The following is a 25776-nucleotide window of genomic DNA, read 5'->3' as shown; positions in this document are numbered from 1 at the left end:
ACGGCCGACACGCCGAAGCCAAGCAGCAATTGCAGCCACTGCGCGCGGTAGCGGGGCGTGGCGCTAGTGCCCGCTCACCGGAGAAGCGTGAGCGAGGTGCGTGCCGCAACACAGCGTCGCCGCCCCGCTCTCGCTCATCACTCCTCTCCTCTCACTTCTCGCCCTCACAGCCCCAGCGCGTCCTTGCCCTGCTCGAACGTGATGTCCACGGGAATGTGCGCGGCATCGAGCTTCTTCAGATCCGCGGCGAGCGTGGCGTCGACGTTGCCCATCGAGTCGGTGAGCGCCTTGGCCGCGGCGTAGTCGCCGTCGCCCTGGAGGGTGAGGAGCTTGGCCGAGAGCTTGTTCATGGCGGCGGTCATCTTGTCGAAGTCGGCGCGGTAGCGGCCGGAGGCGGGGTCGCGGCTGAAGGCGCCTTCGCGCTGGAAGAAGTTGAAGCGCACCATGTTGGCCTTGGCGTGCGCGTCGCTGGCGCCGAAGCGCACCGAGCGCAGGATGCCGGCGAGGAAGGTGACGTAGTTGTCCATCAAGGTCGCCTTGTCCAGCTCGCCCTTGTCGGCCAGCTTGGCGACCATGTAGAGGCCCAGCACGTCGGCCTTGCCCTCCTCGAAGCTGGAAGCCTGGTCCTTCAGCGCCTCGCGCACGGTGCCCTTGCCGTCGAGTGTGTTCTTGATGCCCAGACCATGCGCCACTTCATGGAACATGGTGTTCTGGAAGAACGCATCGAAGGTGAGGTGCTTCTGCTGGTCGTCGGCGATCAACACCTTGGCGATCGGCAGCATGATGGTGTCGAACTTCGCCTTCATCACGTTTTCCAGCTGCAGCCGGCGCGTGCCTTTCTTCAGCTGTACCTGCTCGTCGTTGGGCAGGTTGATCGCGATGGTCTTGGCACCGACGTTGGCGTCACCCGCGTAGTACACGGCGAAGTAGGCGTTGAGGTCGGCATCCGATCCCGGCGTCTCGGCCTTGTACTTCGCATCCACCGGCAGCTCGCGCTGCAGCTCGGGCAGGTACTTGGCGAAGCGCGCCAGGCGCTTGCTCCAGGCCTGGTCCTTCACCAGCACGTAGCTCTCGTAGCTGGCCTTGTAGCCGAACAGCTGGTCCTCGTAGGTCTCGATCGGACCGATCACGATGTCGATCGGGTTGGACTTCATGTCCATCCAGGCGAAGTCGCTGGGCTGGTAGTCGTCGCTCTGCAGGGCGTCGGCGCGCATCGTGAGGTATTTGGCAAAGCCCGGGTCCTTGGCCAGCTTGGCCGCCTCGCGCAGCAGGCCAGCGGCCTTGTCCAGCTCGGCCTTGTAGGCGACGTGATAGGGCACGGTGGTGAGTTTGCCGCTCTCATCGCGGCGCAGCAGGGTGTAGAGCGAGGCCCTGTCCTTGAGGTCGGCCTGCTCGAACTCGGCCTTGCTCATGTCGGCCGGATAGAACTGCGCGCCGGCCGGGCGTTCGCCGACGCCGGCGACGAACGGCTTGTCGTTGTCCAGGCGGTCCCACGGGCCGTAGTTGAGCTCGGCGTAGGCGCGCACGTCCGGATCGCTGATCTTGGCCATCAGCGCGGCCTTGTCGCCCCAGGACTGCTGCCAGTAGATCGCGTTGGTGGTGTCGGCCGCATCGATCAGCAGGCCGAGCATCTTCTTCTGGTCGGCGTCGAGGCCGGACAGGTCCGCGTTGAGCTTCACCGTGGCGTAATCGGCCATGCGCGCGGCCATGTCCGGTTCGGCCGAAGCCGCCGGTGTCGGGGCGGCGGTGGCCGCGGCGGGGGGCGCGGACTGAGGCGCGGCGTCGTCATGCGCCGGTCCACAGCCGGCCAGGGCGAGCAGCAGGCACAGGGGAAGCAGGCGGTGACGCATGGCGGTTCTCCAGTCGATGAGAGCCGCATGGTAAGCGAGGGCGGGCCGATGCGCCGCCCTCGCCCTGCGCGCCTTAGCTGGAGATGGCCAGCCGTTCGGAGCGATACAGCTGCATGGTGATGCCGGCGGCGATGATCGCGGCGAGCAGGCTGCCGCCCAGGCACAGCACCAGGTGCTGGCCGCTGACGCCGCTGCCGCGCACCAGGTCGAGGATGCCCAGGTGCTGGCCGAGCAGTGGCACGGCGTACATCCAGTCCTGCGGCTTGAACGGCATCACCATCAGCATCACGCTGGGCAGGATCGGCACCATCATCAGCAGCGACACATACGTCTGCGCCTCGCGGTAGCTCTTGGCGAACGCGGCCACCAGCGACTGCAGCGACGCCAGCAGCACGATCAGCGGCAGCTGCAGCAGCAGCACGCGAATGCCGAAGGCCGGTCCCAGCTCCAGCTCCATGCCGAGCTTCTCGGCCGGGATGAAACGCCCGATCACCGCGAATGCCACCAGGCAGATGACCAGGCTGGCGGTGGAGAAGGTGCAGATCGCCGCCAGCTTGCCGAGGAAGATCTTCCAGCGCGCCACCGGGTTGGCGAACAGCGGCTCCAGCGACTGCCGCTCCCGCTCGCCGGCGGTGAGGTCGATCGCCAGGTACATGCCGCCGATGAAGATGGTCAGCACGAACAGGTACGGCAGGATGTTGAACATCAGCACCGCGCGCGACTGCGCCGTGGCCTGGTCGCGCTTGGCCACCACCACCGGCGTGGCGGTGGCCGGCGAGAGCCCGCGCGCCACCAGCCGCATCGCGCCCTGGATGCGCGCGTACTTCTCGACCAGCCCGCTGACGCGCTCCACCGGCGTGCTCGAATCACGCTGCGAGGAGTCATAGATCAGCTCCAACTGCACCGGCTCGCCCGCGCGCCAGGACTTGGGATAGTCGGCCCGGATGCGCAGCACCACGTCCGCGTTCTGGTTTCGCACCGTGGCCTCGGGATCAGCCACCGGCGCCTGCGGCACCACCCCACCCTCCCTCAGCGCGGCGATCAGGTTGGGTGCGTACTCGGCGCCGATCACCGGCACTTTCAGCGGCGCTTCGGCCTTGTCCAGTTCCCGATTGATGGTGAAGTTGATCAGCATCACGAACATCAGCGGCGTCAGCAGCGGGCCGGTGAGGAAGGCGCTCATCAGGGTGCGCCGGTCGCGCAGGTTTTCGCGTACTTCCTTCAGGAACACGGTGAGCACGGCGCGCGCACGGCGCACCGGCGTGATCGTCTTGGGTTTCATCGGGTGGCTTGGGGCAGATGTGCGGTTGATGGGCGTGTTCATGCGGCGAGGCCCTCCTCGCTGCCGATCAGCTTGACGAAGGCATCCTCGAGGTTGGCTTCGCAGGTCTGCTCGCGCAGCGCGTCCGGGGTGGCGTCAGCCACCACGTGGCCGCGCGCGATCACCACGATGCGATCACACAGCGCGCCGACCTCCTGCATGATGTGGCTGGAGAACAGCACGCAGCGGCCCTCGGCCTTCAGGTTGTGCATGAACTGGCGCAGCGCGCGGGTGGCCATCACGTCCAGGCCGTTGGTGGGCTCATCGAGAATGACGGTGCGCGGATCGTGGATCAGCGCCCGGGCGATCGCCGTCTTCACCCGCTGGCCCTGCGAAAAGCCTTCGGTGCGGCGGTCGGCAATGTCCTCCATCTCCAGCGCCTTGACCAGCGCCTCGCGGCGCATGCGCAGTTCGTCTTCTGGCAGGCCTTGCAGGCGGCCGAAATAGTCGACGTTCTCGCGCGCGGTGAGGCGCTTGTACAGACCGCGCGCGTCGGGCAGCACGCCAAGCTGGCGACGCACCGACAGCGGATCGACCGCCGCGTCGATGCCGTCCACCAGCACCTGCCCGCGGTCCGGCGCCATCAGGGTGTAGAGCATGCGCAGCGTAGTGGTCTTGCCGGCGCCGTTGGGGCCGAGCAGGCCGGTGATCTCGCCGTCGCGGGCGGCGAAGCTGACGCCGTCGACGGCTTTCACCGCGCCGAAAGCCTTGTGCAGATCGCGTACTTCGATCATGGCGTGGTGCTCCTGGTAAGACATGCCCGCGCACGCGCCGGCTGCAGCGAAACCGCCGCCAGCGTCGGAAGCAGGATCAGGGAAAGAAAGGCCGGCGCATGAAGTGCGGCCGAGGCGAGGATGGCCGTTGCCCACAGCGCGGCAACGAGCAGCGTTTGCTGCCGGTTCATGGGGTGGCTCCGTTGAAGTCGATGAACATCGGGGTGGGCTGCAGGCGATCCAGGCAGGTGGCGTCCAGCGTCTTCGGCGTCAGATCCTCGACGAAGTGCTTCACCAGCTTGGGCATGCAGCCGGCACCGATCACGTTGTGGCCCTGGCCGGTAGCCACCAGATGGCGCGCATTGCTCAGGCCCTTGAGCACTTGCTCGCCGTAGCGCGGCGGCGTCACCGGGTCGTACTGGCCGGAAAGCAGCAGCACCGGTGTGGCGGTGGTGAAGGCGTCGTGGAAATCCTTCGGCCGGGTGCCGTGGGGCCACACGCTGCACACGGTAGCGAGGGCGTCGGTCATGCGGGTGCCCAGGATGGTGTTCGCATCCTGCGGCCGCGGCGTGAACAGGTCGGCGTCCTCGCTGCAGATCACCGACGACTGCATGCCACCGTTCATGGTGTCGGCCAGATCGCCCGAAAGCAGCTTGGCCTGCCCCAGCAGCGGGCCGACATCGCCGTGCGCGGCGGCGTCGATCGACAGCGGCAGCAACGCGGCGGTGAGCGGCGAGTAGGCGAACATGCGCACCACGCTGGCGAGCGAGAACTCGCTGAGGTTGCGCTTCACCGTCTGGTAGCTCTGCGGATCGCGGAAGCTCACCGTGTGCGGGTTGGCGCGCAGCGCGTCGCGCAGCTGGTACAGCGTCTGGTACGGATCGCCGAAGCGCTTGTGGCATTCGGCGTCGGCGGTGCAGCGGGCGAACTGCGCCTTCAGCGCGTCATCCAGGTTGCGCGCGAAGTCCTCGCCCAGCACAAGTTGATTCGGCACCACGCCGTCCAGCACGATCGAGCGCACGGCGTTCGGATAATGCATCGCGTATTGCTGCGCCATGCGCGTGCCGTAGGACACGCCCACCAGGTCGAAGGTGGGCGAACCCAGCGCCTTGCGCACGTCTTCCAGATCCCGGGCGGCCACCGTCGTGGTGTAGAAGCGCGGGTCGGCATTCTTTTCCACCTCGGCCAGGCAGCGCGCCACCTCGGCTTTCAGCTTGGCCGGATCGTCTTCGAGATTCGCATCGGGCGTGGCCGGCTTCTCCTCCGATTTGCAGCTGAGCGGATTGGAGCCGCCGGTGCCGCGCTGATCCAGCAGCAGCAGGTTGCGATGCGCCAGCAGCGGGTCGAGCGCGGCCAAAGCAGCCGGCGCATTCTCCGTCGCCGCCTGGCCGGGGCCGCCGGCGAGGAACACCAGCATGTCCTTCTCCGCCACTTCGGCGTTGGAGCGCACCACGGCCAGGCGCAGGGTGATGCGGCGGCTGTCGGGATCATCGCGGTTTTCCGGCACCTCGAACGGGGCGCACCACGCCGCCGTGGTACGGCCGCTGTTCGGCTGGCCCAGCTCGCAGGCGCTCAAGGTAAGCGAGCCGAGTTTCCAGGTGGCCGGCTTGGCCGGGGTGACGGGTGTCGCCGCCGCGGTTGCCGGCGACGCACCGGCTGCAGGCGCCGGCGCGGCCGCATCGGGTTCGGCCTGACGGTGATGGGCCACGCGATTGCCGGCGAAGATCGCCACCGCGATGGCCACGATCATGCCCATGCGGGCTCTGGGTTTCATGCTCACAAGCTGCTCCCCGGTTCAAAGATGGATTCGATCGATCGCCCGAACAACCGGGCGATCTTGAAGGCCAGCGGCAGGCTCGGATCGTACTTGCCCGTCTCGATGGCGTTGATGGTCTGGCGCGACACGTCGAGCCGCTCGGCCAGGTCGGCTTGCGACCAGCCCTGCTCCCCGCGCAGGTCACGTACGTGGTTGTTCATGCGTTGGCGTACCGGCGCGCCACGAACCACTTGGCCAGGCCGTAGCTGCCGAACACCGCCGGCAGCACCAGGATCGCCACCAGGAACGCCGGCGGCCTGGGGAAGGCGTTCACGCTGAGCAGCAACCCGACGCTGAAAAAGCCGAACCCGGTGAGCATGGAGGCGATGGCGAACGCCTCCAGGTCGATGCGCCGCTCGAGTTCGTCCTCGTCGCGCAGCAGGCGCACCATGGCGCGAATCATCGCCAGCACCGGAAGCAACGGCAGCAGCGCCAGCACGATGCGTAACACGGGAACCTTCAGGTGGTGAATGCCGATGGCGAACAGCATGATCAGGGCGACGTACGCCATGGTCGCCGCCAGCATCTCGCGCAGGTAGCGCTTCTGGATGGCGCGCATCATCGGACATCCTCAAGCGCCTGGCGGCGGGCCTGCTTGCGGCGCCAGAAGCCGCGGATCATCCAGAACGCGGACATGGCCGCCACGGATACGGCCATGCCCGCAAGCATGCCCAGGCGCGTGTCGTCCAGGCGCCCCTGCCACCACGACACCAGCGCCACGATGCCCATGATCAGCGACATCAGCACCAGGAAGCTGAGCACGGGCCGCGACGCGCCGTCGTCGCACTCGGTGGAGCCGCCAAAACGCCGGGTGAGGATCCACCAGTGACTGATGCTGTAGCTGATGATCAGCACCGGAAACACCCATATCAGGATGCTTCCCTCAAGCGGCACGGCGCCGGCCGCAGCGAGCAGTCCGCCGACCATGCTCATGGCGCCGACGACCCCCGTGGCCACGCCCAGCGCCAGCAGGTGCGCACGCTGCTCCATCTCGTCGCTGCCGAGGATCTTGCGTGCCAGCAGCGCGATCACGTAGAGCATCGGGATAGCCGGGATGCACGCCAGCAGTGCCTTCATCCACAGCTCCGGCGTGCTGCGGGTCAGTGGCCACACCAGAAGCATTGCGCAGACGTAGACCACCATCGTCACGCTGACGTGGCGCTGGTACTGCCGGTGGGTGAAGCGCGCCATCGGCTCAGCGCTCCGTGGTCGGCGGCGGAAGGCGCGCCATGAAGTCATCCAGCGCGGCTTCGAGCTTTTCCGGCTGGTCGAACATCACGAAGTGACGTGCCGGTGCGATCGAAACCACCTTCAGCTGCGGCGCTTTCGCCAGCAGGCTGCGGTAGTAGTCCGCCTTCTGCTGTTCGCTCATGGCCATCGCACCGCTGGCGTAGTCCGGCGCGTTGTAAGGCGAAATCTCCAGCAGCGGCACGCTGGCGTGGGCCAGCGCATCGCGGAAATCCAGTGTCAGGTCTTCGGCCATGTACTGCGCCACGGCCTTCGGGTCGCTGGCGGCATTGCGCTTGCCATAGCGCTCGGCCTGCTTCGGGTCGATCACGCCCATCGCCTGCATGAAACCGACCTGCTGCGCCTCGAACTGGGCCGGCGTCAATCCCTGCATGCGCGCCTGCATGGCCGCGGCCATCGCCGGGCGCTGCGCCGCGGTCATGTTCTCGGTGCCGGGGAATACCGGCAATCCGTCGACCGCGACCACGCCGCCCACCAATTCGGGATGATCGCTGGCCAGCTTGAGCGAGAGGGTGCCGCCAAGACTGTGGCCGACCAGCACCGGCTTGGCCAGGTGGCGCGTGCGGATGAGATCCACCAGCGCGTCCTCGGCCTGCTGGGTGAAGTTGCCCCCGGCCGGCGCTACCGTGCCGTCGAAGCCCGGCAGCGTCACCACGTACACGCGGTGATCGGCCTGCAGGTGCGGCAGCAGCCCGGCCCACACCCATGCCCCACCGCCCAGGCCCGGCACCAGGATCACCGGGCGCCCGCTGTCGCCGTGCTGCTGCACATGCAGCGCCGCTGACGGCGTCGCTATCGCGGTCTTGGCTTGCACCGACGGCGCACCGCTCGCGGCCAAGGCCAGTAGCGACGCCAAAACGGTGGCGAGCTTCGTCCTCGTGTTCATGTCCCCTCTCCCTTCGTTGTCAAGCGACCTTGACACGAAGGCTAGGCCGACCCGAGGCGCGTGTCAAGCGTCCTTTACAGCCGACAGGAATAACGGCTGGGCTCCACTGAACTTGAGGGCAGGAATGTGATCTTGTTTGCAAAATGTGACGCTATGTGTCGCAATTTACAGCAGGTTTTTACGACCGAGGGCACCGTGGACGTGCCTCAAGTGGCCGAATTGACGGGTTTTTGACGCTTCACCTTGTGCGGCGGAGAGTTGGCACACGGTTTGCTGCGGTGCTCGTCAGGGACGGGCGGTGCCGCTGCCATCGACCCACACACTGATTTAAATCGAATTGATCCCAAGGGGAATTTCATGTTGACGAACAAGACGCTGCTCTCGACCGCCATGGTTGCCGCCTTTGGCGTGCTGGCTTCTGCTCCAATCCACGCTGCCAACAGCGGCACCATCAACATCACCGGCAAGGTGCTGGCCGACACCTGCACCGTCAGCGTGAACGGCAACAGCGGCACCACCGTCGCGCTGCCCACCGTGATGACGGCCGCCTTCGGCTCGGCCGCCGGCACCGTCGCCGGTGCGACGGCGTTTTCGGTCTCGCTGGCCGGCTGCGACACCAACACCACCAGCGCCAAGATGGCCTTCTCCGGCGCCAACGTCGACACCAGCACCGGCAACCTGAAGAACGCCACCAGCGGCGGCTCGAACGTGCAGATCCAGCTGCTCAACAGCAGCGATGCGGCAATCAACACGTCCACCCAGGCCGGTGCGCCGACGATCAACGTGACGTCCGGCAACGGCTCGACCGCGATGAAGGCGCAGTACATCTCCACCGCTGCGACCACCACGCCCGGCCTGGTCAGCTCGAGCGTCAGCTTCACCCTGACCTACCTCTGAGGCGGGACGGCGCCGCGGCAGCCGTGGAGGCTGCCGCCCGCGCTTGCGCCGATCGCCGCGACGCAATGATCGTCTGGAACCGCTCATGAAAAGCCTGCTCTACGCCGCGGGCGTGGCCCTGGTCGCGCTGCTCGGTATTGCGCCCGCACACGCCAGCGTCGTGATCGCCGGCACCCGCGTGGTGTTCCCGGCGGCCGGCGGCGAGGTCACCGTGCGGCTGAACAACGAGGGCACCCAGCCCGCCCTGGTCGAGGCGTGGATCGACGACGGTGATCCGAAGTCGACGCCGGACACGGCCAAGGTGCCGTTCCTGGTGACGCCACCGCTGGCGCGAATGAACGCCGGCAAGGGCCAGAGCATCCGCATCATCTACACCGGCCAGCCGCTGCCGCCGGACCGCGAGTCGCTGTTCTGGCTGAACGTGCTCGAGATCCCGCCCAAGCCGGTGGCGCGTCCCGGCGAGGAGCAGAACACCCTGCAGTTCGCTGTGCGCTCGCGGCTGAAGCTGTTTTTTCGTCCGGCCGGACTTGCCGGCGACGTGCCCACGGCGGCGCAGCAACTGACCTGGACGGCGGTGCGCGATGGCGACGCGGTCGCGCTGGAGGCGCGCAACAGTTCGCCGTACTACATCACCTTCAGCGCAGTTTCCGTCGCTTCCGGCGGCAAGGTGTATGCAGGCGGCAGCGGCATGGTTGCGCCGAACGCGTCGCTGCGCGTTCCGGTCAAGGATCTGGCGGGCACGCCGGCCGCGGGCAGCGTGGTCGACTACACGATCATCAACGACTTTGGTGCCGCCGCCTCCTACAAGGGCGCGATCTCGCCGTGAGCAAGGCGTTCGCCCGCGACTGCGCCCCGACGGCGCGGCACGTGGGCCGCCGCCTGCTGCTCTGCAGCTGGATCGGCATGGCGCTGTGCACTGCGGCGGGCGCAGCCCCGGCCGCCATCGCCGTCGACGCCGAAGGCAGCGCCAGCGTCGACAGCGGCACCATCGATGCCACATTCGATCGCAGCATGCTCTCCGGCGCAGGGCAGAACACCACCGACCTGGCCCGCTTCGAGCGCGGCGACTTCATTCCCGCCGGCAGCTACCGGGTGGACGTGTTCCTCAACGAGCGCCCGGTGGGACGCAGCAATGTGCGCTTTGCCGCCCCGACCGCCGGGGCGAGCGCGGTTGCCTGCGTGACCCAGGCCCTGCTCGACCAGCTCGGCCTGCGCCCGCCGGACCTGTCGCCGCAGGCGCAGGCCGCGCTGGCCGACGGCGCGGCCTGCGTGGACATCGCGCAGCTGATTCCCGGCGCCTCGATCGACTTCAACATGGGCGACCTGAGGCTGGATGTCAGCGTGCCGCAGGCGTTCCTGGGGCAGCAGGCCCGCGGCTACGTCGACCCCAAATACTGGGACTCCGGCGTCACCGCCGGGCTCCTCAACTACAACCTCAACAGCTACCGCACGACCAGCCAGGGCGAGGCGCAGACCTCATCGTTCCTGGGTCTCAACGCCGGCCTGAACGTGGGGCGCTGGCACTTCCGGCACGACTCCTCGCTGAGCTGGCAGTCGTCGATCGCCGGCGCACGGGCCACCCACCACTGGCAAAGCATCGACACCTACGCACGACGCGATTTCCCGAGCCTGCGTGCGCAGCTGACGCTGGGCGACGCGTGGACCAGCGGCGACGTGTTCGACAGCATCGGTCTGCGCGGCGTGCAGCTGGCGACCGACGACCGCATGCTGCCGCAGTCGCTGCGCGGCTATGCGCCCACCGTGCGCGGCGTGGCCGACAGCAACGCGCGGGTCACGGTGCGCCAGAACGACATGGTGATCTACCAGACCACGGTGGCGCCGGGCCCGTTCGTGATCAGCGACCTGTACGCCACCGGCTACGGCGGCGACCTTGCAGTCAGCGTGACCGAAGCGAATGGCCGCGTGCACTCGTTCACCGTGCCGTACGCGTCGGTACCGCAGTTGCTGCGCCCGGGAGTGAACCGTTTCAGTGTCGCCGCCGGGCAACTGCGCGACAACTTCATCAGCAACCACCCGGGCCTGTTCCAGGCCACGCTGCAGCGGGGCATCAGCAACCTGCTCACCGGCTACGGCGGGATCAACGCGTCGCGCGGCTATGCCGCCGGCCTGCTGGGCAGCGCGCTCAATACGTCCTACGGCGCGCTGGCGCTGGATGTCACCGCGGCACGCGCGCGTATCCCCGGCATCGGGACGCTGTCGGGCGAGAGCGTGCGGCTGAGCTACAGCAAGACGCTGGCCGAAACCGGCACCTCGCTCTCGGTGGCGGCCTATCGCTACTCCACCAGCGGCTTCCTGTCGCTGGGCGACGCCGCGCGCGCCCGCGAACTGGCGCGCCGCGGGCTGCCGGTGTTCGCAACCGCCGACCCGGTCTATCCGCAGTCGATCAACGGCGTGCCGGTCTCCGGGCTGCTCACCCCGGCGCAGCAGGCAGCGCTGGCCGGCGGTGATCCGGGCGACCTGCAGGCGGCCAATGGCGTGGATCGCCAGCGCGACAACCTGAGCCTCACCCTCAGCCAGCAGCTGGGCGAGCGCGGCGGCGCGCTGTACGTGAGCGGCTCGCGCCGCGAGTACTGGAACCGCGGCGGCTCCGACACCCAGTTCCAGATCGGCTACAACAACTCGCTCGGGCGCATGAACTACAACCTGTCGGCCAGCCGCGAGCGCGATCCGTTCGGCCGCAGCGACAACCGCTTCGCGCTGAGTCTGACGCTGCCGCTGGGCCACACCGAGCACATGCCCGTGCTCACCGGCAGCCTGGCCCACGACACCGCCGGCGGCATGCAGGAACAGGCCACCCTCAGCGGCACCGCCGGCGCCGACGGCCGCTTCAACTACGGGCTGACCGCCACCCATGACAGCACCGAACTGGCCGGGACCACCGGCGCGTCCGGCAGCACCGCCAGCGTGGATGCCGGCTATCGCGGCAGCCACGTGCAGGTGAATGCGGGACTGGGCGCCGGGAGTGGCTATTCGCAGGCCTCGTTCAACGTGTCCGGCGGCGTGGTGGCCCATCCAGGCGGCATCATCTTCAGCCAGCCGCTGGGCGACACGGTGGCGCTGATCGAGGCGCCCGGCGCTGCCGGCGCGGCGATCAGCACCGCACCGGGAGTGCGCGTGGGCCGCGATGGCTACGCGCTGGTGCCGTACGTGACGCCGTTCGTGCTGGACACCATCAGCATCGACCCTACCGGACTGCCGCTGGACGTGCAGCTGGACCACACCAGCGTGCAGGTGGCTCCGCGCGCCGGAGCGGTGGTGCGGGTCACGTTCGACAGCGAGAGCGGCCGCTTCGTGCTGATCCAGACGCGGCTGGAGAATGGCGCCACGTTGCCGTTCGGAGCGCAGGTGGAGGACGAACAGGGCCAGGTGATCGGAGTCGTCGGCCAGGCCGGGCGCGTGATGGCGCGGGTCACCCGTGACGCCGGCCGCGCCGTGGTGCAGTGGCAGGGCGACAGCGACGGCCCGCACCGATGCACCTTTGCCTATCACGCGCCCGAAGCCCCGGCGCGCAGCGGTGCGATCGCCGACACCATCCAGAATGTGGTCTGCGTCGCGTTGCCGGATCTGGCCGCGTCAACCACGGAGACGTCCCGATGAACAGCTCCAGCAGGCCTGCACGCCGCCGCACAGGCGCCATTTCGGCCGTCGTCGCGGCCTCCTCTGGCAGTCGCGCCTCACGCATGGCGCTGGCGGCCCTGCTGCTGGCGCTCGCACCGGCCGGCGTCCGCGCCGGCTGCGACTTCGCGGCGGGAGAGACGCAGGGCACCTACACCGTTCGCGTGCCGACAACGATCGTCAACGATCCCTCGATCGCCGTGAACAGCGTGCTGTACACCTCCGCGGCAACCGGCATCAACCACCGGGTCGACTTCAACTGCAACGGCAACAACAACCGCTGGGGGCTGATCAACGATGCGGGGCCCACTCCCGCCACCGGCGAGATCACCTTTCCCACCGGGGTAGCGGGCATCGGTTACCGGGTGCTGCAGAACGGCAGCTACATCCGTCCCTACGACTACTTCGACCTGAGCGGCTCCAGCGCCTGGTATGAAAATGACGCGGTCACGCTGGAACTGGTCAAGACGGGCGCGATCACCGACGGCAGCCAGCTGCTCGGCAGTCGGCTCGCCAGCTTCAAGGCCGGCAAGCCGAACAATTTCATCGTCGATGCCGTGATCAATCTGGCCAACACACTCACCTTCACCGCGCCGGCCTGCCAGGTGAACACCACCAGCATCGACGTGGTCCTTCCGACGGTAACCACCGGCGCGTTCAGCGGGCCAGACTCGGTGAGCGGCAGCACCCCGTTCCAGATCGGGCTGACCTGCTCCAGCGGCGCCACCGTGCGCATCACGCTGGACACGGCCAGCCCGGTCCCCGGCAAGACCGGCGTGATCGCGCCCAGCGCAGGTGGCGCGAGCGGGATCGGCGTGCAACTGGTGAACGCCACGGACAGCACGCCGGTGACTTTTGGCGCGCCGCGGGTGCTTGGCGCGACGCCAAACGGCAACCTGTCGGTGGGTTACGTCGCTCGATACCTGCAGACCGGCAGCAACGTGGGCGCCGGCAACGTCAGCGCCACGGCAACGTTCACGTTGTCCTATCAGTAGCGGCGCGTGCCCGGCGCGTACCCGCTCAGTCGTATGTGCGCACCACCACGGTGGCTGTCGGCGCGCCGGCGTTGACGGCATAGCTGGCGAAGTAGCTCAGCAGCGGATCACCATGCAGCGCATCACCTAGTGCGACGCTGTCACGGCGATAGCTGCGCGGCGCCTCGCCCGCGCGACTGCCACAGCGCTCGAGCGCGCCCGCCGGTCGCGCCGCGGCGGAACGCTCCTGTGCCGTATCGACGGCGCACGTGGGAGCCACCACGGCCCCGGCAAAGCGGATTTCCCCCTGCGCGGCCTGGGCGGCCACGGGCAGGCTGGCGGCGAGCGCGACGGCGCAGAGGTATCGGACCAGCGGCAATCGGAGCGTGACGATCATGGCGAAACCCTCGACACCGCGGGGTTGGCGGGTATCCGAAGGGGTTTTCGGCCCGCACCGTCGCGCCTTGATAGGCTCCGCCCGGCCAATCGCCGCAAGTGCGACGCAGATCACACAATCGATCGATACCGCCCGGGCTCGCCGCCGCCGGGCGCTGGCGCACGCTTCATGCGCCGGGTTCCCGGCGCGGACACACCGGGTGCCGGAAAACCGGCCGCCGGGGGCCGTCGGGCCGGGGCCGTACGCCCGCGCCACGGGCGCACGGACGAGCCCGGCCGGGGGTGGAACGCGTCAGCGCGAGGAGATGTACTTCTCGCGGCGGATCTGCGGCACCGGCAGGCCCAGCTCCTTGAGCACGCCGAACGCCGCGTCGACCATGTTGGGATTGCCGCAGAGATAGGCGATGTCGCGCTCGGCGGCAGGGGCCAGCTCCGGCAGCGCCGCCTGCACATGGCCCACGCGATCGTGGGCGCGGGCGGCCTGGCGCGGCTGCCGGCTGAGGCAGCTCAGGTAGGTGAAGCCCGGGTGCAACTCAGCGAAGGCAGTGAACTCGTCGTCGTACAGCAGCTCCGCCTCGCTGCGGGCGCCGTACAGCAGCACCACTTCGCGCTCGCCGGCGGCAAGCAGCTCGGCCAGCCGCGGCAGCATCGCCCGGTAGGGGGTCACCCCGGTGCCGGTAGCCAGCAACAGGTAGCGCGGATGGCTGTCGCCCGCCTGCAGGCAGAAGCGGCCGTACGGGCCACTGGCCTCCACCGTGCCGCCGTGCGCCAGCCCGCCCAGCAGCTTCGTCGCCGCGCCGCCTTCCACGTAGCTCACCGCGATCTCGATCTGCCGTACCGGCGAGCTGCCGTCGCCGACCGTGGCAACCGAGTAGCTGCGCTTGGTGGCGGTGCCGTCGTCGTAGGCGAAATGGATCTGCAGGAACTGGCCGGGCACGAAGGCCAGCGGCTCGCCATCCACCCGCTCGAACACCAGGTGGCGCACGGTGGGCGCCAGCATGCGGCTGTCGACGAGACGAAGCTGGAAATGGTCGGCCATGGGACTCCCGGGAAACGGTGAGTGCACCCGGTACCACCGGGCGACACAAGTGAGCCACGTATAATAGGCGGCTTGGCCCCTACGGTGCAGCCCATGTCCAGCCCAATCCCTTCTTCCGTGCCGGCTCTGGTGGTCGACAACCTGCGCAAGACCTACGGCAACGGCGTGCAGGCGCTCAAAGGCGTCAGCCTGACCGTGCAGCAGGGCGACTTCTTCGCCCTGCTCGGCCCCAACGGCGCCGGCAAGTCGACCCTGATCGGCATTCTCTCCTCGCTGGTGAACTCCACCGATGGCGACGCGCACGTGTTCGGCGTGTCGGTCAACAAGCAGCGCGGCGAGGCGATGCAGCTGATCGGCCTGGTGCCGCAGGAGATCAACTTCAACCAGTTCGAGCGCCCGTTCGACATCTGCGTGAACGAGGCCGGCTTCTACGGCATCCCGCGCAAGATCGCCGCCCAGCGCGCGGAGAAGTACCTGAAGGAACTGCGCCTGTGGGACAAGGCATTCGATCAGGCGCGGATGATGTCCGGCGGCATGAAGCGCCGCCTGATGATCGCCCGCGCCATGATGAACGAGCCGAAGCTGCTGATCCTGGACGAGCCCACCGCGGGTGTGGACATCGAGATCCGCCGTTCGATGTGGCAGTTCGTCAGCGGCATCAACGCCGCCGGCACCACGGTAATCCTCACCACGCACTACCTGGAGGAAGCCGAGTCGCTGTGCCGCAACATCGCGATCATCGACAAGGGCACGATCGTGGAGAACACCACCATGAAGCGCCTGCTGGCCACGCTGGACGTGGAGACCTTCGTGCTCGACGTGGACAGCGCGCCGGCCGAGCTGCCGCAGCACCCGGGCATCGTGCTGCGCCGCGTGGACGATCACACGCTGGAAGCGGAGATGTCGCGCAAGCAGGATCTCAACGCGCTGTTCCACGCGCTCAACGCGCTCGGCATCACCGTGCGCTCGATGCGCAACAAGGCCAACCGGCTGGAAGAACTCTTTCTGCGCCTGATCGGCAACACCGGCGAGAAAGCCGCTTGATCGCTATCGCGCGCTGCCCTTCTCGCACCCTTACGGCAATGCCGGCGCCTGTCGCCGTGCCGGCCGCACTCGCCTCAGCGGAGACCCACGCATGAACTCGTCAGCCAACCTGGTGGCGCTCTACACCATCACCCGCCGCGAAATCATGCGCGTGGTGCGCATCTGGACGCAGACGCTGATTCCCCCGGTGATCACGATGACGCTGTACTTCGTGATCTTCGGCAAACTCATCGGCAGCCGCATCGGCACCATCGAGGGCGGCTTCACGTACATGCAGTACATCGTGCCCGGGCTGGTGATGATGAGCATCATCAACAACAGCTACGCCAACATCTCCAGCTCGTTCTTCGGCGCCAAGTTCCAGCGCTCGGTGGAGGAGATGCTGGTCTCGCCGATGCCGAACTGGGTGATCCTGCTCGGCTACGTCACCGGCTCGGTGGCGCGCGGCCTGGTGGTCGGCGCGCTGGTGCTGGGCATCGCCCTGTTCTTCACCTCGCTGCACCTGATGCATCCGCTGATCACGCTGGCCTCGGTGGTGCTGGGCGCGACCATCTTCGCGCTGGCCGGCTTTGTCAACGCGATCTATGCGAAGAAGTTCGACGACATCGCGCTGGTGCCGACCTTCGTGCTGACCCCGCTGACCTACCTCGGCGGCGTGTTCTATTCGATCAAGATGCTGGGCGAGCCGTGGCAGGCGCTGTCGCGGGCCAACCCGATCCTGTACATGGTCAACACCTTCCGCTTCGGCGTGCTCGGCATCAGCGACGTCGACGTGGGTATCGCGTTCGTGGTGATGATCGGCTTCGTGGCGGGGCTGTCGATCCTTGCGCTGCAGCTGCTCAAGCGCGGCGTGGGGTTGCGGTCCTGATTGACAGCGGGAAACGGGGAACAGGAAGCGGGGAACCTGCAGATAGCGGCGGCCATCCAGGCCGCAGCCTTGCCCCGTCCCATCGCTTCCCTGAGCCACCTTCTCCGCAATCCTGACGTTCCCCGTTCCCCGTTCCCCGGCCCTCCCTCATGCGTGTCAACAAATACATCAGCGAAGCCGGCCTGTGCTCGCGCCGTGAGGCGGACGAGCTGCTGCTCGCCGGGCGCGTCACCATCAACGGCGAGGTCGTCTCCACCGGCGCCAAGGCGCTGGAGGGCGACGAGGTGCGAGTGGACGGCGAGGTCGTCAAGGCGCGCGTGCTGGCGGCCACACCGTCGGCCAAGAAGGCCGTCTATATCGCGCTGAACAAGCCGGTGGGTATCACCTGCACCACCGACCAGAGTGTGGACGGCAACATCGTCGACTTCGTCGACCACCCGCAGCGCATCTTCCCGGTCGGCCGGCTGGACAAGGATTCCGAAGGGCTGATCCTGCTGACCAGCAACGGCGACATCGTCAACGAGATCCTGCGCGCGGAGAACCACCACGAAAAGGAATACCTGGTGGCGGTGAACAAGGCGGTCACCGACGAGTTCCTCGCCGGCATGAGCAAGGGCGTGCGCATCCACGGCCAGATGACCCAGCGCTGCCGCGTGCGGCGCATCGCCAGGTTCGGCTTCGGCATCGTGCTGACCCAGGGCCTGAACCGGCAGATCCGACTGATGGCGGCGGCGTTCGGCTACCGGGTAACGCAACTGCGCCGGGTGCGCATCGACAACATCAAGCTCGGCCACCTCAAGCCGGGCCAGTGGCGCAATCTCACCGATGCGGAGCTGAAGGGGCTGCTGCCTCAGCGCACGCAGTGGTGAGCGCGCCCCGCCGCTGACCCATCACTGCGGCCGATACGAGGCACGGCAGCCGCCGCGCGTTGTCGCCGGGACGTCCGCAATGCGCAAAGCCTCCGTGCGACGGAGGCCGCGCCCGCCTCGACCCCGCGCACGGATCGCCGGCCCGGACGGGCCGCGAGCACGCGTCCGCGCGACCACTTCGCGTGCACACGGCGGGTGCCGGTGAGGCGTTACTATCCGGCAAATCAGCCCGGCGGCTCGGCCGCACTTCGAGCAGGAAACGTGGATGAGTAGCGGTGTCACCGGCGAACCGGAGTTTCTCAAGCGCGCCGGCGAACTGGGCGAACTGATCCGCCGCAAGGATTGGTCGCGCACGCCGCTGGGCCCGATCGCGCAGTGGCCGGCCTACCTGCGGATCAGCGTCTGCACGGTGCTTGGCGGCGGCTTGCCGATGGTGCTGCTGTGCGGCGAGCAGGGCACGCTGATCTATAACGCCGCCTACGCGGCGTTCGCCGGTGCACGCCACCCGGAGATCCTCGGCATGAGCGCCATGGAAGCGTGGCCGGAGGTCGCCGATTTCAACGCGCACGTGATCCGCACCGTGCTGGCCGGCGAGACGCTGACCTACCACGAGATCAACATGGTGCTGCAGCGCTCCGGGGAACCGGAGGACCTGTGGCTGTCGATCGACTACAGCCCGGTCTGTGACGAGAGCGGTGAGCCGCGACTGGCGCTGGCGGTGGTGCGCGACGTCACCGACCGGGTGGAGACGGCGCAGCGGCTGGCGATTGCGCAGCGCGCCGGTGGCGTGGGCCTGTTCGAGTGGTACCCGGAGACCGGACAGCTGGAGGCCTCGGAGCAGTACCGCCGCATCTGGGGGCTGCCGGACGGCGAGCCGGTGGAGGAAGGGCGCCTGCTCGCCCTGATGCATCCGGACGACCGCGGCGCGGCCGGCCCGTCCCGCCGCAACTGGTCCAATCCGCTGCATTACGCCGAGTTCCGGCGGCTGGACCCGGCCACCGGCGAGGTGCGCTGGCTGGCCCGGCGCGGCGAGGTCCTGCAGCGCACGGACGGCTCGAAACGCTACCTCGGCGTGGTGTTCGATATCACCGACCGCAAGCTCTCCGAGCAGGCATTTGCCTCGAGCGAGATGCGCTGGCGCGAGCTGTTCGGCCAGATGCGCGAAGGCTTCGCGATCGGCGAGGCCATCCGCGACGCGCATGGCCAGGTGACGGACATCCGTTTCATCGAGCTCAATCCGGCGTTCGAGGCGCAGACCGGGCTGTCGGTGAACGACACGCTCGGCCGCTCGATGCGAGACCTCAACCCCGATGTCTCCGGCGACACCATCGCCCGCTATGCGGCGGTGCTGGACAGCGGCCAGGCGGCGCAGTTCGAAGTGCAGGCACGGCGGCTCGGCGAGCGCTGGTTCGAGGTGCGCGTGCGGGCCATCGGCGACGACCGGTTCGTGGCGCTGTTCATGGACATCACCGCCCGCCACGAGGCCGAGCAGGCGATCCGCGACAGCGAGGAAAGCCTGCGCAGCATCGCCCAGTCGATGCCCAACCTGGTGTGGACGGCGCGGCCCGACGGTCAGGTCGAGTGGTTCAACGACCGCGCCTACATCTACAGCGGTGCGCGGCTGAACTCGCTGGAAGGCAGCGGCTGGCAGGCGCTGATCCACCCGGACGAAATGGCCAGGGTCGCCAGCGCGTGGCGCCTCGCGCTCGAGCACGCCGACGTCTACGAGACCGAATGCCGGCTGCGCCGGGCCGATGGCGCCTACCGCTGGCACCTGGTGCGCGGCGTCCCCCTGCGCGACGGCTTCGGCGCGGTCAAGCAATGGATCGGCACCAATACCGACATCGAGGATCGCAAGGCCGCCGAAGCCGCCCTCACCCACCTTACCGCCACACTGGAGGAGCGCGTGGCGCGCCGCAGTGCCGAGCTCTATCGCACCCAGGACGCGCTGCGCCAGGCGCAGAAGATGGAGGCGATCGGCAACCTCACCGGCGGCATCGCGCACGATTTCAACAACCTGCTGCAGGTGATCAGCGGCAACCTGCAGCTGCTCGAACGCGAGGCCGGCGAGGATGAGCGCATCACGACGCGCATCCGCAACGCGATGAGCGGCGTGGCGCGCGGCTCCCGGCTGGCGCAGCAGTTGCTGGCGTTCGGACGGCGCCAGCCGCTGGCGCCGAAGGTGGTGCACCTGGGCAAGCTGCTGCGCGACACCCACGAGATGCTGCGCCGTACGCTGGGCGAGGGCGTGGACGTGGTGACGGTGGTGGCCGACGGCCTGTGGAACACCGAGGTGGATCCGGGCAACGTGGAGAACGCCCTGCTCAACCTGGCGATCAACGCGCGCGATGCAATGAACGGGCTGGGCCGGCTCACCATCGAGGCCGGCAACGCGGTGCTGGACCAGGCCCACGCGCTGGCCCAGGGGGACGCCGCCGCGGGCGAGTACGTGGTGCTGGCCATCTCCGACACCGGCTGCGGCATGAGCCCCGAGGTGATCGAAAAAGTGTTCGAGCCGTTCTTCACCACCAAGCCCGAAGGCCGCGGCACCGGGCTGGGGCTGTCGATGGTCTACGGCTTCGTCAAGCAGTCCGGCGGGCACGTGAAGATCGCCAGCACGCCGGGCCAGGGCAGCACGATCCGGCTCTACCTGCCGCGCTGCAAACGGCCCGAGGACGCCCCCACCGCTCCGCCCGACACCGGACCGGTGGTCGGTGGCACCGAAACCGTCCTGGTGGTGGAAGACGACGATGCCGTGCGCGACACGGTGATCGCGATGCTGCGCGACCTCGGCTACCGCGTGCTGAAGGCCCGCCATGCGGCCAGCGCGCTGGCGATCATCGAGGGCGGTGCGCGGATCGACCTGCTGTTCACCGACGTGGTCATGCCCGGGCCGATGCGCAGCGTGGAGCTGGTGGCCGCCGCGAGGCTGCTGCTGCCGCAACTGGCGGTGCTGTTTACCTCCGGCTACACCCAGAACGCCATCATGGACGGCGGGCGACTCAGCGAGGGCATCGAGCTGCTCAGCAAGCCCTACACCCGCGAGGCGCTGGCGCGTCGGCTGCGGCAGATGCTGGGCGGTCCCGGACAGCCGATCCGTGCGGCGAAACCGGTTGCCCCCGCGCCGCGCAAGCTGCACCAGGCGGCGCGGCCCCTGCACATCCTGGTCTGCGAAGACGACTGGATGATCCGCAGCCTGATCGCGGAGATGCTGCAGGCGCGCGGACATCGCGTCTCCGAGGCCGCCGACGCGGGCGAGGCGATCGCGCTGCAGGCGACGCAACCGGCCGACGTGCTGCTCACCGACGTGGGCCTGCCGGACATGTCCGGCGTCGAGCTCGCGCGACGCCTGCGCGAGGCTGCACCTGAGCTGCCGGTGCTGTTTGCCACCGGCGAAGTACACGTGCGCGGCGTGAGCCCCGACGAACGCACGCGCATCCTGACCAAGCCGTTCGGCTCGGACGACGTGCGCGATGCGCTGGACGCGCTCTTCAGTGCGCAGGCCGCCCGCAACGCCTGAGCGAAGCGCAGCCCGAGCGGAGGTCCGCCCGCGGGGTCGGCGCAGATGCGATCATGGCGCATGACCGCATTCACCGACCTCCCCCTCAAGCCCGCCCTGCTCGCCAGCATCCAGGCCCTTGGCTATGCCGCCATGACCCCGGTGCAGGCGCAAAGCCTGCCGCCCATGCTCGCCGGGCGCGACGTGATCGCCCAGGCGCAGACCGGCTCGGGCAAGACCGCGGCGTTCGGACTCTCGCTGCTGCAGAGCATCGATCCGGAAACCATCCGCCTGCAGGCGCTGGTGCTGTGCCCCACCCGCGAGCTGGCCGACCAGGTCAGCAAGGCGATCCGCAAACTGGCGGCGAATATCCCCAACGTGAAGCTGCTCACGCTGTGCGGCGGCATGCCGCTGGGTCCGCAGCTGGCGTCGCTGTCGCACGATCCGCACATCGTGGTGGGCACCCCCGGGCGCGTGCAGGAGCACCTCAAGCGGGGCAGCCTGCACGGCGGCGGCATCAAGGTGCTGGTGCTGGACGAGGCCGACCGCATGCTCGACATGGGCTTTGCCGAGGCGATCGACGACATCGTCGGGCGCATCGCCAAGCACCACCAGACGCTGCTGTTCTCGGCCACCTACGCGCAGGAGATCCGCGCAGTGAGCGCGCGCGTGCAGCGCGACCCGGTCGACGTGACCATCGAGACGCCCGCCTCGCAGGCGCCGGCGATCGAGCAGCGCTTCGTGATGGTCGAGCCGGCGCAGAAGCTGGACGCGCTGGCGCAGTTGCTCACCGCCGAGCGCAGTGGCGCAGCCGCACGCGAACAGGCGCTGGTGTTCTGCAACATGCGCAAGGACGTCGACGCCGTGGCGCAGGAGCTGGACCGCCGCGGCTTCTCCGCGCTCGCCCTGCACGGTGACATGGAACAGCGCGACCGCGACGAAGTGCTGGTGCGCTTCGCCAACCGCAGTTGCGCCGTGCTGGTGGCCACCGACGTGGCCGCGCGCGGGCTGGACATCGTCGCGCTGCCGCTGGTGGTGAGCTTCGACATCGCGCACGACCCGGACACGCACACCCACCGCATCGGTCGCACCGGCCGTGCCGGCGAGACCGGACTGGCGATCACCCTCGTCACCGCCCGCGAAAAGCCGAAGGCCGACAACATCGAACAGGTGCTGGCCAGTGCGCTGCCCTGGCAGGCGCTGAAGATCGGCCCGGCGCGGGGCAAGCTGTTGCAGCTGGCTCCGATGAAGACGCTGGTGATCGATGCCGGGCGGCAGGACAAGCTGCGCCCCGGCGACATCCTCGGCGCACTGACCGGCGATGCCGGCCTGGCGGCCAAGGACATCGGCAAGATCGACGTCTTCGCCACCCGCGCCTACGTGGCGATCAGCCGCGACCTGGCGAACAAGGCGCTCGAGCGGTTGCGCGCGGGCCGGATCAAGGGACGCAACTTCCGGGTGCGCTCGCTGGGCTAGCGGGCGGCGCGCCGACGGCCATGAAAAAGGCCCGCCGCGGTGACGCCGCAGCGGGCCTGGTCTTATGCAGCGCTCCGGCGATGGGCCGGCAGCAGGACGCTCGTCAGTGGCAGGTACTGCAGGCGGGCATCTCCACCACCGCCGACTGCGGCAGGGCAGCGGCCGCGGCGTAGGGCTGCATCTCGCGCAGCGCCAGTGGGCGCACCGTGACCGACGACGCATGACCGGCCGTACCGGCCACCGCGGGCAGTGCGATCGCCACCGTGGCGGCGGCTGCCAGCGTCACGGCGAACGCAGCGAACATCGAACGACTTTTCATGACCTCACCTCTTCATCGGATTGGGCCTGATGCCGCTGACGTCGCGAACCGGCATGCTGCCCTGGCTTTACCTCACCCGTCAGCGAGCCTAACGCCGATGTGCCGGGGCCACCAGTCCCGCAGCCAAGGGTTCAGGCAGCCGCGGGCGGCCCGTGCCGATCCGCCAGCCATTGCGCGGCCGCGTTGCCGGCGCGTCGTCCACTGGCGAAACACGCGGTGAGCAGGTAGCCGCCGGTGGGCGCTTCCCAGTCGAGCATTTCGCCGGCGCAGAACACGCCGGGGCGCGCGCGCAGCATCAGGTGCTCCTGTGCCATGGCATCGAAACGTACTCCGCCGGCGGTACTGATCGCCTCGGCGATCGGCCGTGGCGCGCGCAGGCGCAGCGGCAGCGCCTTGATCAACCCGGCCAGCGCCACGTGGTTGGCCAGCGTGGCCTTGTCGGCCACTTCGAACACCAACGCGCATTTGGCCGCATCGAGCCCCGCGCGTCGGCGGATCCAGTCGCCGATGCTGTGCTTGCCGCGCGGCGCGCCGAGGCGCGACACCAGCGTGTCCAGTGGATAACCGGGCGCGAGGTCGAGCTTGAGCAGGGCCTCGCCGCGTGCGGCGATCTGCTCGCGCAGCGCCGGGCCGATGGCGTAGATCAGGCTGCCCTCGATGCCGTACTCGCTGATCACGCATTCGCCCTGGCGCTGGTGCCGCCAGCCGTTGCGGTCGTGCCACTGCGCCACCACCGCCTTGAGCGGCGCGCCCGCGAAGCGGCTGGCCAGATGCTCGCTCCAGGCGCATTCGAAGCCGCAGTTGGCCGGCACCAACGGCGCCGTCGCCACGCCGGCATCCTGCAGTGCGGCCATCCAGGCACCATCCGATCCCAGTTGCGGCCAGCTGCCGCCGCCGAGCGCCAGCACGGTGGCATCGGCGCGTACGGTGGTTTCGCCGGTCGGCGTGGCAAAGCGCAGGGCGCCGTCGTCCTGCCAGCCCAGCCAGCGGTGGTGCATGTGGAAGCGCACGCCGTCGGCATGCAAGCGGCGCACCCAGCGGCGCAGCAGCGGCGCGGCCTTCATGTCGGCGGGGAACACCCGGCCGGAGCTGCCGACGAAGGTCTCCACGGCGAGCCCGCGCGCCCACGCACGCAGGGCCTCGGCATCGAACTCGCGCAGCCAGGCACCCACCTCGTTCGCGCGATCGCCGTAGCGGGCGACGAAATCGTCGAACGCTTCGCCGTGGGTGAGGTTGAGGCCGCCCTTGCCGGCGAGCAGGAACTTGCGGCCCACCGAGCCCATCGCGTCGTAGAGGTCCACGGCGATGCCGGCGGCGCGCAGCTGCTCGGCGGCCATCAGGCCGGCCGGCCCGCCGCCGATCACGGCCGCGCGCGGAAGAGAGGAGTCGGTCATGCCGCGCATGGTCGCATGCCGAAGGTCGAGTGGTGCGCGGCGCGCGCGCTGCGCATACTCGGGCGATGCGCACGCCGCGCCTTCCTCCCGAGCGATCACCCGAGGTTCCGCCGATGCCCCGACTCCGACTTCTGCTTCCCGTCGCCCTGCTCGCCGCCGCCAGCGGCGCCACGGCGGCGCAAGATGCCGTGCAACCGCGCGAGCACGCCGCGCTGCACGCGCTGGCCGGCGCGCCCAGCGAGGCGCGCCTGCACGACACCATCGCGCATCTGGTCGGCTTCGGTACCCGCCACACGCTGTCCGATACGACATCCGACAAGCGCGGGATCGGCGCCGCGCGGCGCTGGGTGAAGGCGCAGTTCGAGGCGATCTCGCGCGACTGCGGTGGCTGCATCGAGGTGGTGACGCCTTCGCAGATGTTCACCGGCGAGCGCGCGCCCAAGCCAGTGGAAGTGATGGACGTGGTGGCGATCAAGCGCGGCAGCAGCGATCCCAAACGCGTCATCGTGATGAGCGGGCATCTGGACTCGCGCGTCACCGACATCATGAACTCCACCAGCGACGCCCCCGGCGCCAACGACGACGCGTCCGGCGTGGCCGCGCTGATGGAGGCGGCACGGCTGCTGAGCAAGCAGGACAACCGCGCCACGCTGGTGTTCGCCGCACTCTCCGGCGAAGAGCAGGGCCTGTATGGCGGCAAGGTGCTGGCCGATTACGCAGTGGCGCAGGGCTGGCAGGTGGAGGCCGATCTCAACAACGACATAGTCGGCAACAGCCGCGGCCAGAACGGCGCGCGCGACAACACTACCGTGCGCGTGTTCAGCGAAGGCACCCGCAGCACGGAGACGGCCAAGCAGGCGCGCGTGCGCAACTACTTCGGCGGCGAGGTGGATTCGCCCTCGCGCAGCGTGGCGCGCTACATGGCATCGATCGCCGACCAGTACCTGCCCGACTTCCGCGTGAAGATGATCTACCGCACCGACCGCTACGGCCGCGGCGGCGACCAAGTGGAATTCCTCAAGGCCGGCTATCCGGCGATCCGCGTCAGCGAAGGCCACGAGGACTACACCAGGCAGCATCAGGATCTGCGCACCGGGAATACGGATCAGGATCGGGGCATCCATTACGGCGACACCCTCGACGGCATCGACTTCCGCTACCTCGCCCGCGTCACCGCGCTGAACACCGTGACCATGGCCGCGGTGGCCAACGCGCCGGCGCCGCCCACGGGCGTGACCACCGAGGGCGCGCTGGCCACCGACACCACGGTGAGCTGGCGCAAGGTGCCCGGCGCCGCCGGCTACCGCGTGCACTGGCGCGACACGACGGCGCCGCGCTGGCAATACGCGCGCGCGGTGGGCGACGTGGACAAGGCGGTAATCGATGACGTGGTGATCGACGACTGGTTCTTCGGCGTGTCGGCGGTCTCGGCCGACGGCTACGAGAGCCCCGTGGTATTCCCCGGCCCGTCCGGCAGCTTCGAGCGGCAGGCACCGGAGGCCGCCGCGCAGTGATCCGCGCCGGCGTTCGC

The 25776-nt window shown here is 68.8% G+C and carries 23 protein-coding genes; 10 read left to right on the top strand and 13 right to left on the bottom strand.

The genetic code is table 11. The features are described from left to right. Positions 1-164: 164 nt before the first annotated feature. The 9 genes from VFG40_RS03965 to VFG40_RS03925 all read right to left on the bottom strand — a co-directional run bounded on the left by VFG40_RS03965 (position 165) and on the right by VFG40_RS03925 (position 7834). The gene (locus tag VFG40_RS03965) at positions 165-1850 is read right to left on the bottom strand and encodes a DUF8614 domain-containing protein (protein WP_324895141.1); all 1686 of its coding nucleotides are present in this window, start codon (positions 1848-1850) and stop codon (positions 165-167) included. Positions 1851-1923: 73 nt separating this feature from the next. After that, positions 1924-3132: an ABC transporter permease gene (locus tag VFG40_RS03960; protein ID WP_324895253.1), complete on the bottom strand. Its 1209-nt coding sequence runs from the start codon at positions 3130-3132 to the stop codon at positions 1924-1926. Between the two features lie 38 nt (positions 3133-3170). Beyond that, complete coding sequence (locus VFG40_RS03955; protein WP_324895139.1) at positions 3171-3905, bottom strand: ABC transporter ATP-binding protein; 735 nt, start codon at positions 3903-3905, stop codon at positions 3171-3173. Then, the gene (locus VFG40_RS03950) at positions 3902-4075 is read right to left on the bottom strand and encodes a hypothetical protein (RefSeq protein WP_324895137.1); all 174 of its coding nucleotides are present in this window, start codon (positions 4073-4075) and stop codon (positions 3902-3904) included. Before VFG40_RS03950 ends, VFG40_RS03955 begins: the two co-directional genes overlap by 4 nt. Next, entirely contained in the window at positions 4072-5658 is a 1587-nt protein-coding gene (locus VFG40_RS03945; protein WP_324895135.1) for an alpha/beta hydrolase, read from the bottom strand. Before VFG40_RS03945 ends, VFG40_RS03950 begins: the two co-directional genes overlap by 4 nt. A gap of 2 nt (positions 5659-5660) precedes the next feature. Beyond that, positions 5661-5861 (bottom strand): helix-turn-helix transcriptional regulator, encoded by a 201-nt coding sequence (locus VFG40_RS03940; protein WP_324895133.1) that lies wholly within the window; start codon positions 5859-5861, stop codon positions 5661-5663. Next, the gene (locus tag VFG40_RS03935) at positions 5858-6262 is read right to left on the bottom strand and encodes a hypothetical protein (RefSeq protein ID WP_324895131.1); all 405 of its coding nucleotides are present in this window, start codon (positions 6260-6262) and stop codon (positions 5858-5860) included. Before VFG40_RS03935 ends, VFG40_RS03940 begins: the two co-directional genes overlap by 4 nt. Beyond that, complete coding sequence (locus VFG40_RS03930; RefSeq protein WP_324895129.1) at positions 6259-6891, bottom strand: hypothetical protein; 633 nt, start codon at positions 6889-6891, stop codon at positions 6259-6261. The genes VFG40_RS03935 and VFG40_RS03930 overlap by 4 nt, the downstream gene beginning before the upstream one ends. Positions 6892-6895: 4 nt before the next feature. Beyond that, the gene (locus VFG40_RS03925) at positions 6896-7834 is read right to left on the bottom strand and encodes an alpha/beta fold hydrolase (protein WP_324895127.1); all 939 of its coding nucleotides are present in this window, start codon (positions 7832-7834) and stop codon (positions 6896-6898) included. 357 nt (positions 7835-8191) lie between these two features. Here VFG40_RS03925 and VFG40_RS03920 point away from each other — a divergent pair, with 357 nt between their 5' ends. From VFG40_RS03920 to VFG40_RS03905, 4 genes are all read left to right on the top strand, one after another. After that, positions 8192-8731 (top strand): fimbrial protein, encoded by a 540-nt coding sequence (locus VFG40_RS03920; protein WP_324895125.1) that lies wholly within the window; start codon positions 8192-8194, stop codon positions 8729-8731. Between the two features lie 85 nt (positions 8732-8816). Further along, complete coding sequence (locus VFG40_RS03915) at positions 8817-9557, top strand: fimbrial biogenesis chaperone (protein ID WP_324895124.1); 741 nt, start codon at positions 8817-8819, stop codon at positions 9555-9557. Further along, entirely contained in the window at positions 9554-12349 is a 2796-nt protein-coding gene (locus VFG40_RS03910) for a fimbria/pilus outer membrane usher protein (protein ID WP_324895122.1), read from the top strand. The genes VFG40_RS03915 and VFG40_RS03910 overlap by 4 nt, the downstream gene beginning before the upstream one ends. 83 nt (positions 12350-12432) lie before the next feature. Next, entirely contained in the window at positions 12433-13362 is a 930-nt protein-coding gene (locus tag VFG40_RS03905) for a fimbrial protein (RefSeq protein ID WP_324895120.1), read from the top strand. Between the two features lie 25 nt (positions 13363-13387). On the opposite strand, the gene VFG40_RS03900 is transcribed toward VFG40_RS03905, so the two are convergent. Beyond that, complete coding sequence (locus VFG40_RS03900; protein WP_324895118.1) at positions 13388-13738, bottom strand: fimbrial protein; 351 nt, start codon at positions 13736-13738, stop codon at positions 13388-13390. Positions 13739-14029: 291 nt separating this feature from the next. After that, on the bottom strand, positions 14030-14776 hold the full coding sequence (locus VFG40_RS03895) for an FAD-binding oxidoreductase (protein WP_324895116.1): 747 nt from the start codon (positions 14774-14776) through the stop codon (positions 14030-14032). A gap of 93 nt (positions 14777-14869) precedes the next feature. On the opposite strand from VFG40_RS03895, the gene VFG40_RS03890 reads away from it, so the two are divergent. The 5 genes from VFG40_RS03890 to dbpA all read left to right on the top strand — a co-directional run bounded on the left by VFG40_RS03890 (position 14870) and on the right by dbpA (position 22532). Further along, positions 14870-15820 (top strand): ABC transporter ATP-binding protein, encoded by a 951-nt coding sequence (locus tag VFG40_RS03890; RefSeq protein WP_324895114.1) that lies wholly within the window; start codon positions 14870-14872, stop codon positions 15818-15820. Between the two features lie 91 nt (positions 15821-15911). Continuing rightward, on the top strand, positions 15912-16688 hold the full coding sequence (locus VFG40_RS03885) for an ABC transporter permease (protein WP_324895112.1): 777 nt from the start codon (positions 15912-15914) through the stop codon (positions 16686-16688). A gap of 149 nt (positions 16689-16837) precedes the next feature. Continuing rightward, positions 16838-17557, top strand: coding sequence for a pseudouridine synthase (locus VFG40_RS03880; RefSeq protein ID WP_324895110.1), 720 nt, complete (start codon positions 16838-16840; stop codon positions 17555-17557). A gap of 265 nt (positions 17558-17822) precedes the next feature. Next, the gene (locus VFG40_RS03875; protein ID WP_324895108.1) at positions 17823-21077 is read left to right on the top strand and encodes a hybrid sensor histidine kinase/response regulator; all 3255 of its coding nucleotides are present in this window, start codon (positions 17823-17825) and stop codon (positions 21075-21077) included. Positions 21078-21137: 60 nt separating this feature from the next. Continuing rightward, positions 21138-22532: an ATP-dependent RNA helicase DbpA gene (dbpA, locus tag VFG40_RS03870; RefSeq protein ID WP_324895106.1), complete on the top strand. Its 1395-nt coding sequence runs from the start codon at positions 21138-21140 to the stop codon at positions 22530-22532. 103 nt (positions 22533-22635) lie between these two features. Here the strand turns inward: dbpA and VFG40_RS03865 are convergent, their stop codons facing one another. Both VFG40_RS03865 and VFG40_RS03860 read right to left on the bottom strand, forming a co-directional pair. Then, a complete protein-coding gene (locus tag VFG40_RS03865) occupies positions 22636-22851 on the bottom strand; it encodes a hypothetical protein (RefSeq protein WP_324895104.1) in 216 nt (71 codons plus the stop codon). Positions 22852-22982: 131 nt separating this feature from the next. Then, a complete protein-coding gene (locus VFG40_RS03860; protein WP_324895102.1) occupies positions 22983-24245 on the bottom strand; it encodes a TIGR03862 family flavoprotein in 1263 nt (420 codons plus the stop codon). Positions 24246-24358: 113 nt separating this feature from the next. Here VFG40_RS03860 and VFG40_RS03855 point away from each other — a divergent pair, with 113 nt between their 5' ends. Then, a complete protein-coding gene (locus VFG40_RS03855; protein WP_324895100.1) occupies positions 24359-25759 on the top strand; it encodes a M20/M25/M40 family metallo-hydrolase in 1401 nt (466 codons plus the stop codon). The last annotated feature ends 17 nt before the right edge of the window (positions 25760-25776 follow it).

Origin of the sequence: Dyella sp. (assembly GCF_035685805.1) — a bacterium.
Taxonomy (GTDB): Bacteria; Pseudomonadota; Gammaproteobacteria; order Xanthomonadales; family Rhodanobacteraceae; genus Dyella_A.
The sequence above is the reverse complement of the archived record's forward strand: the minus strand, read 5'-3'. Positions and strand labels throughout refer to the sequence as shown.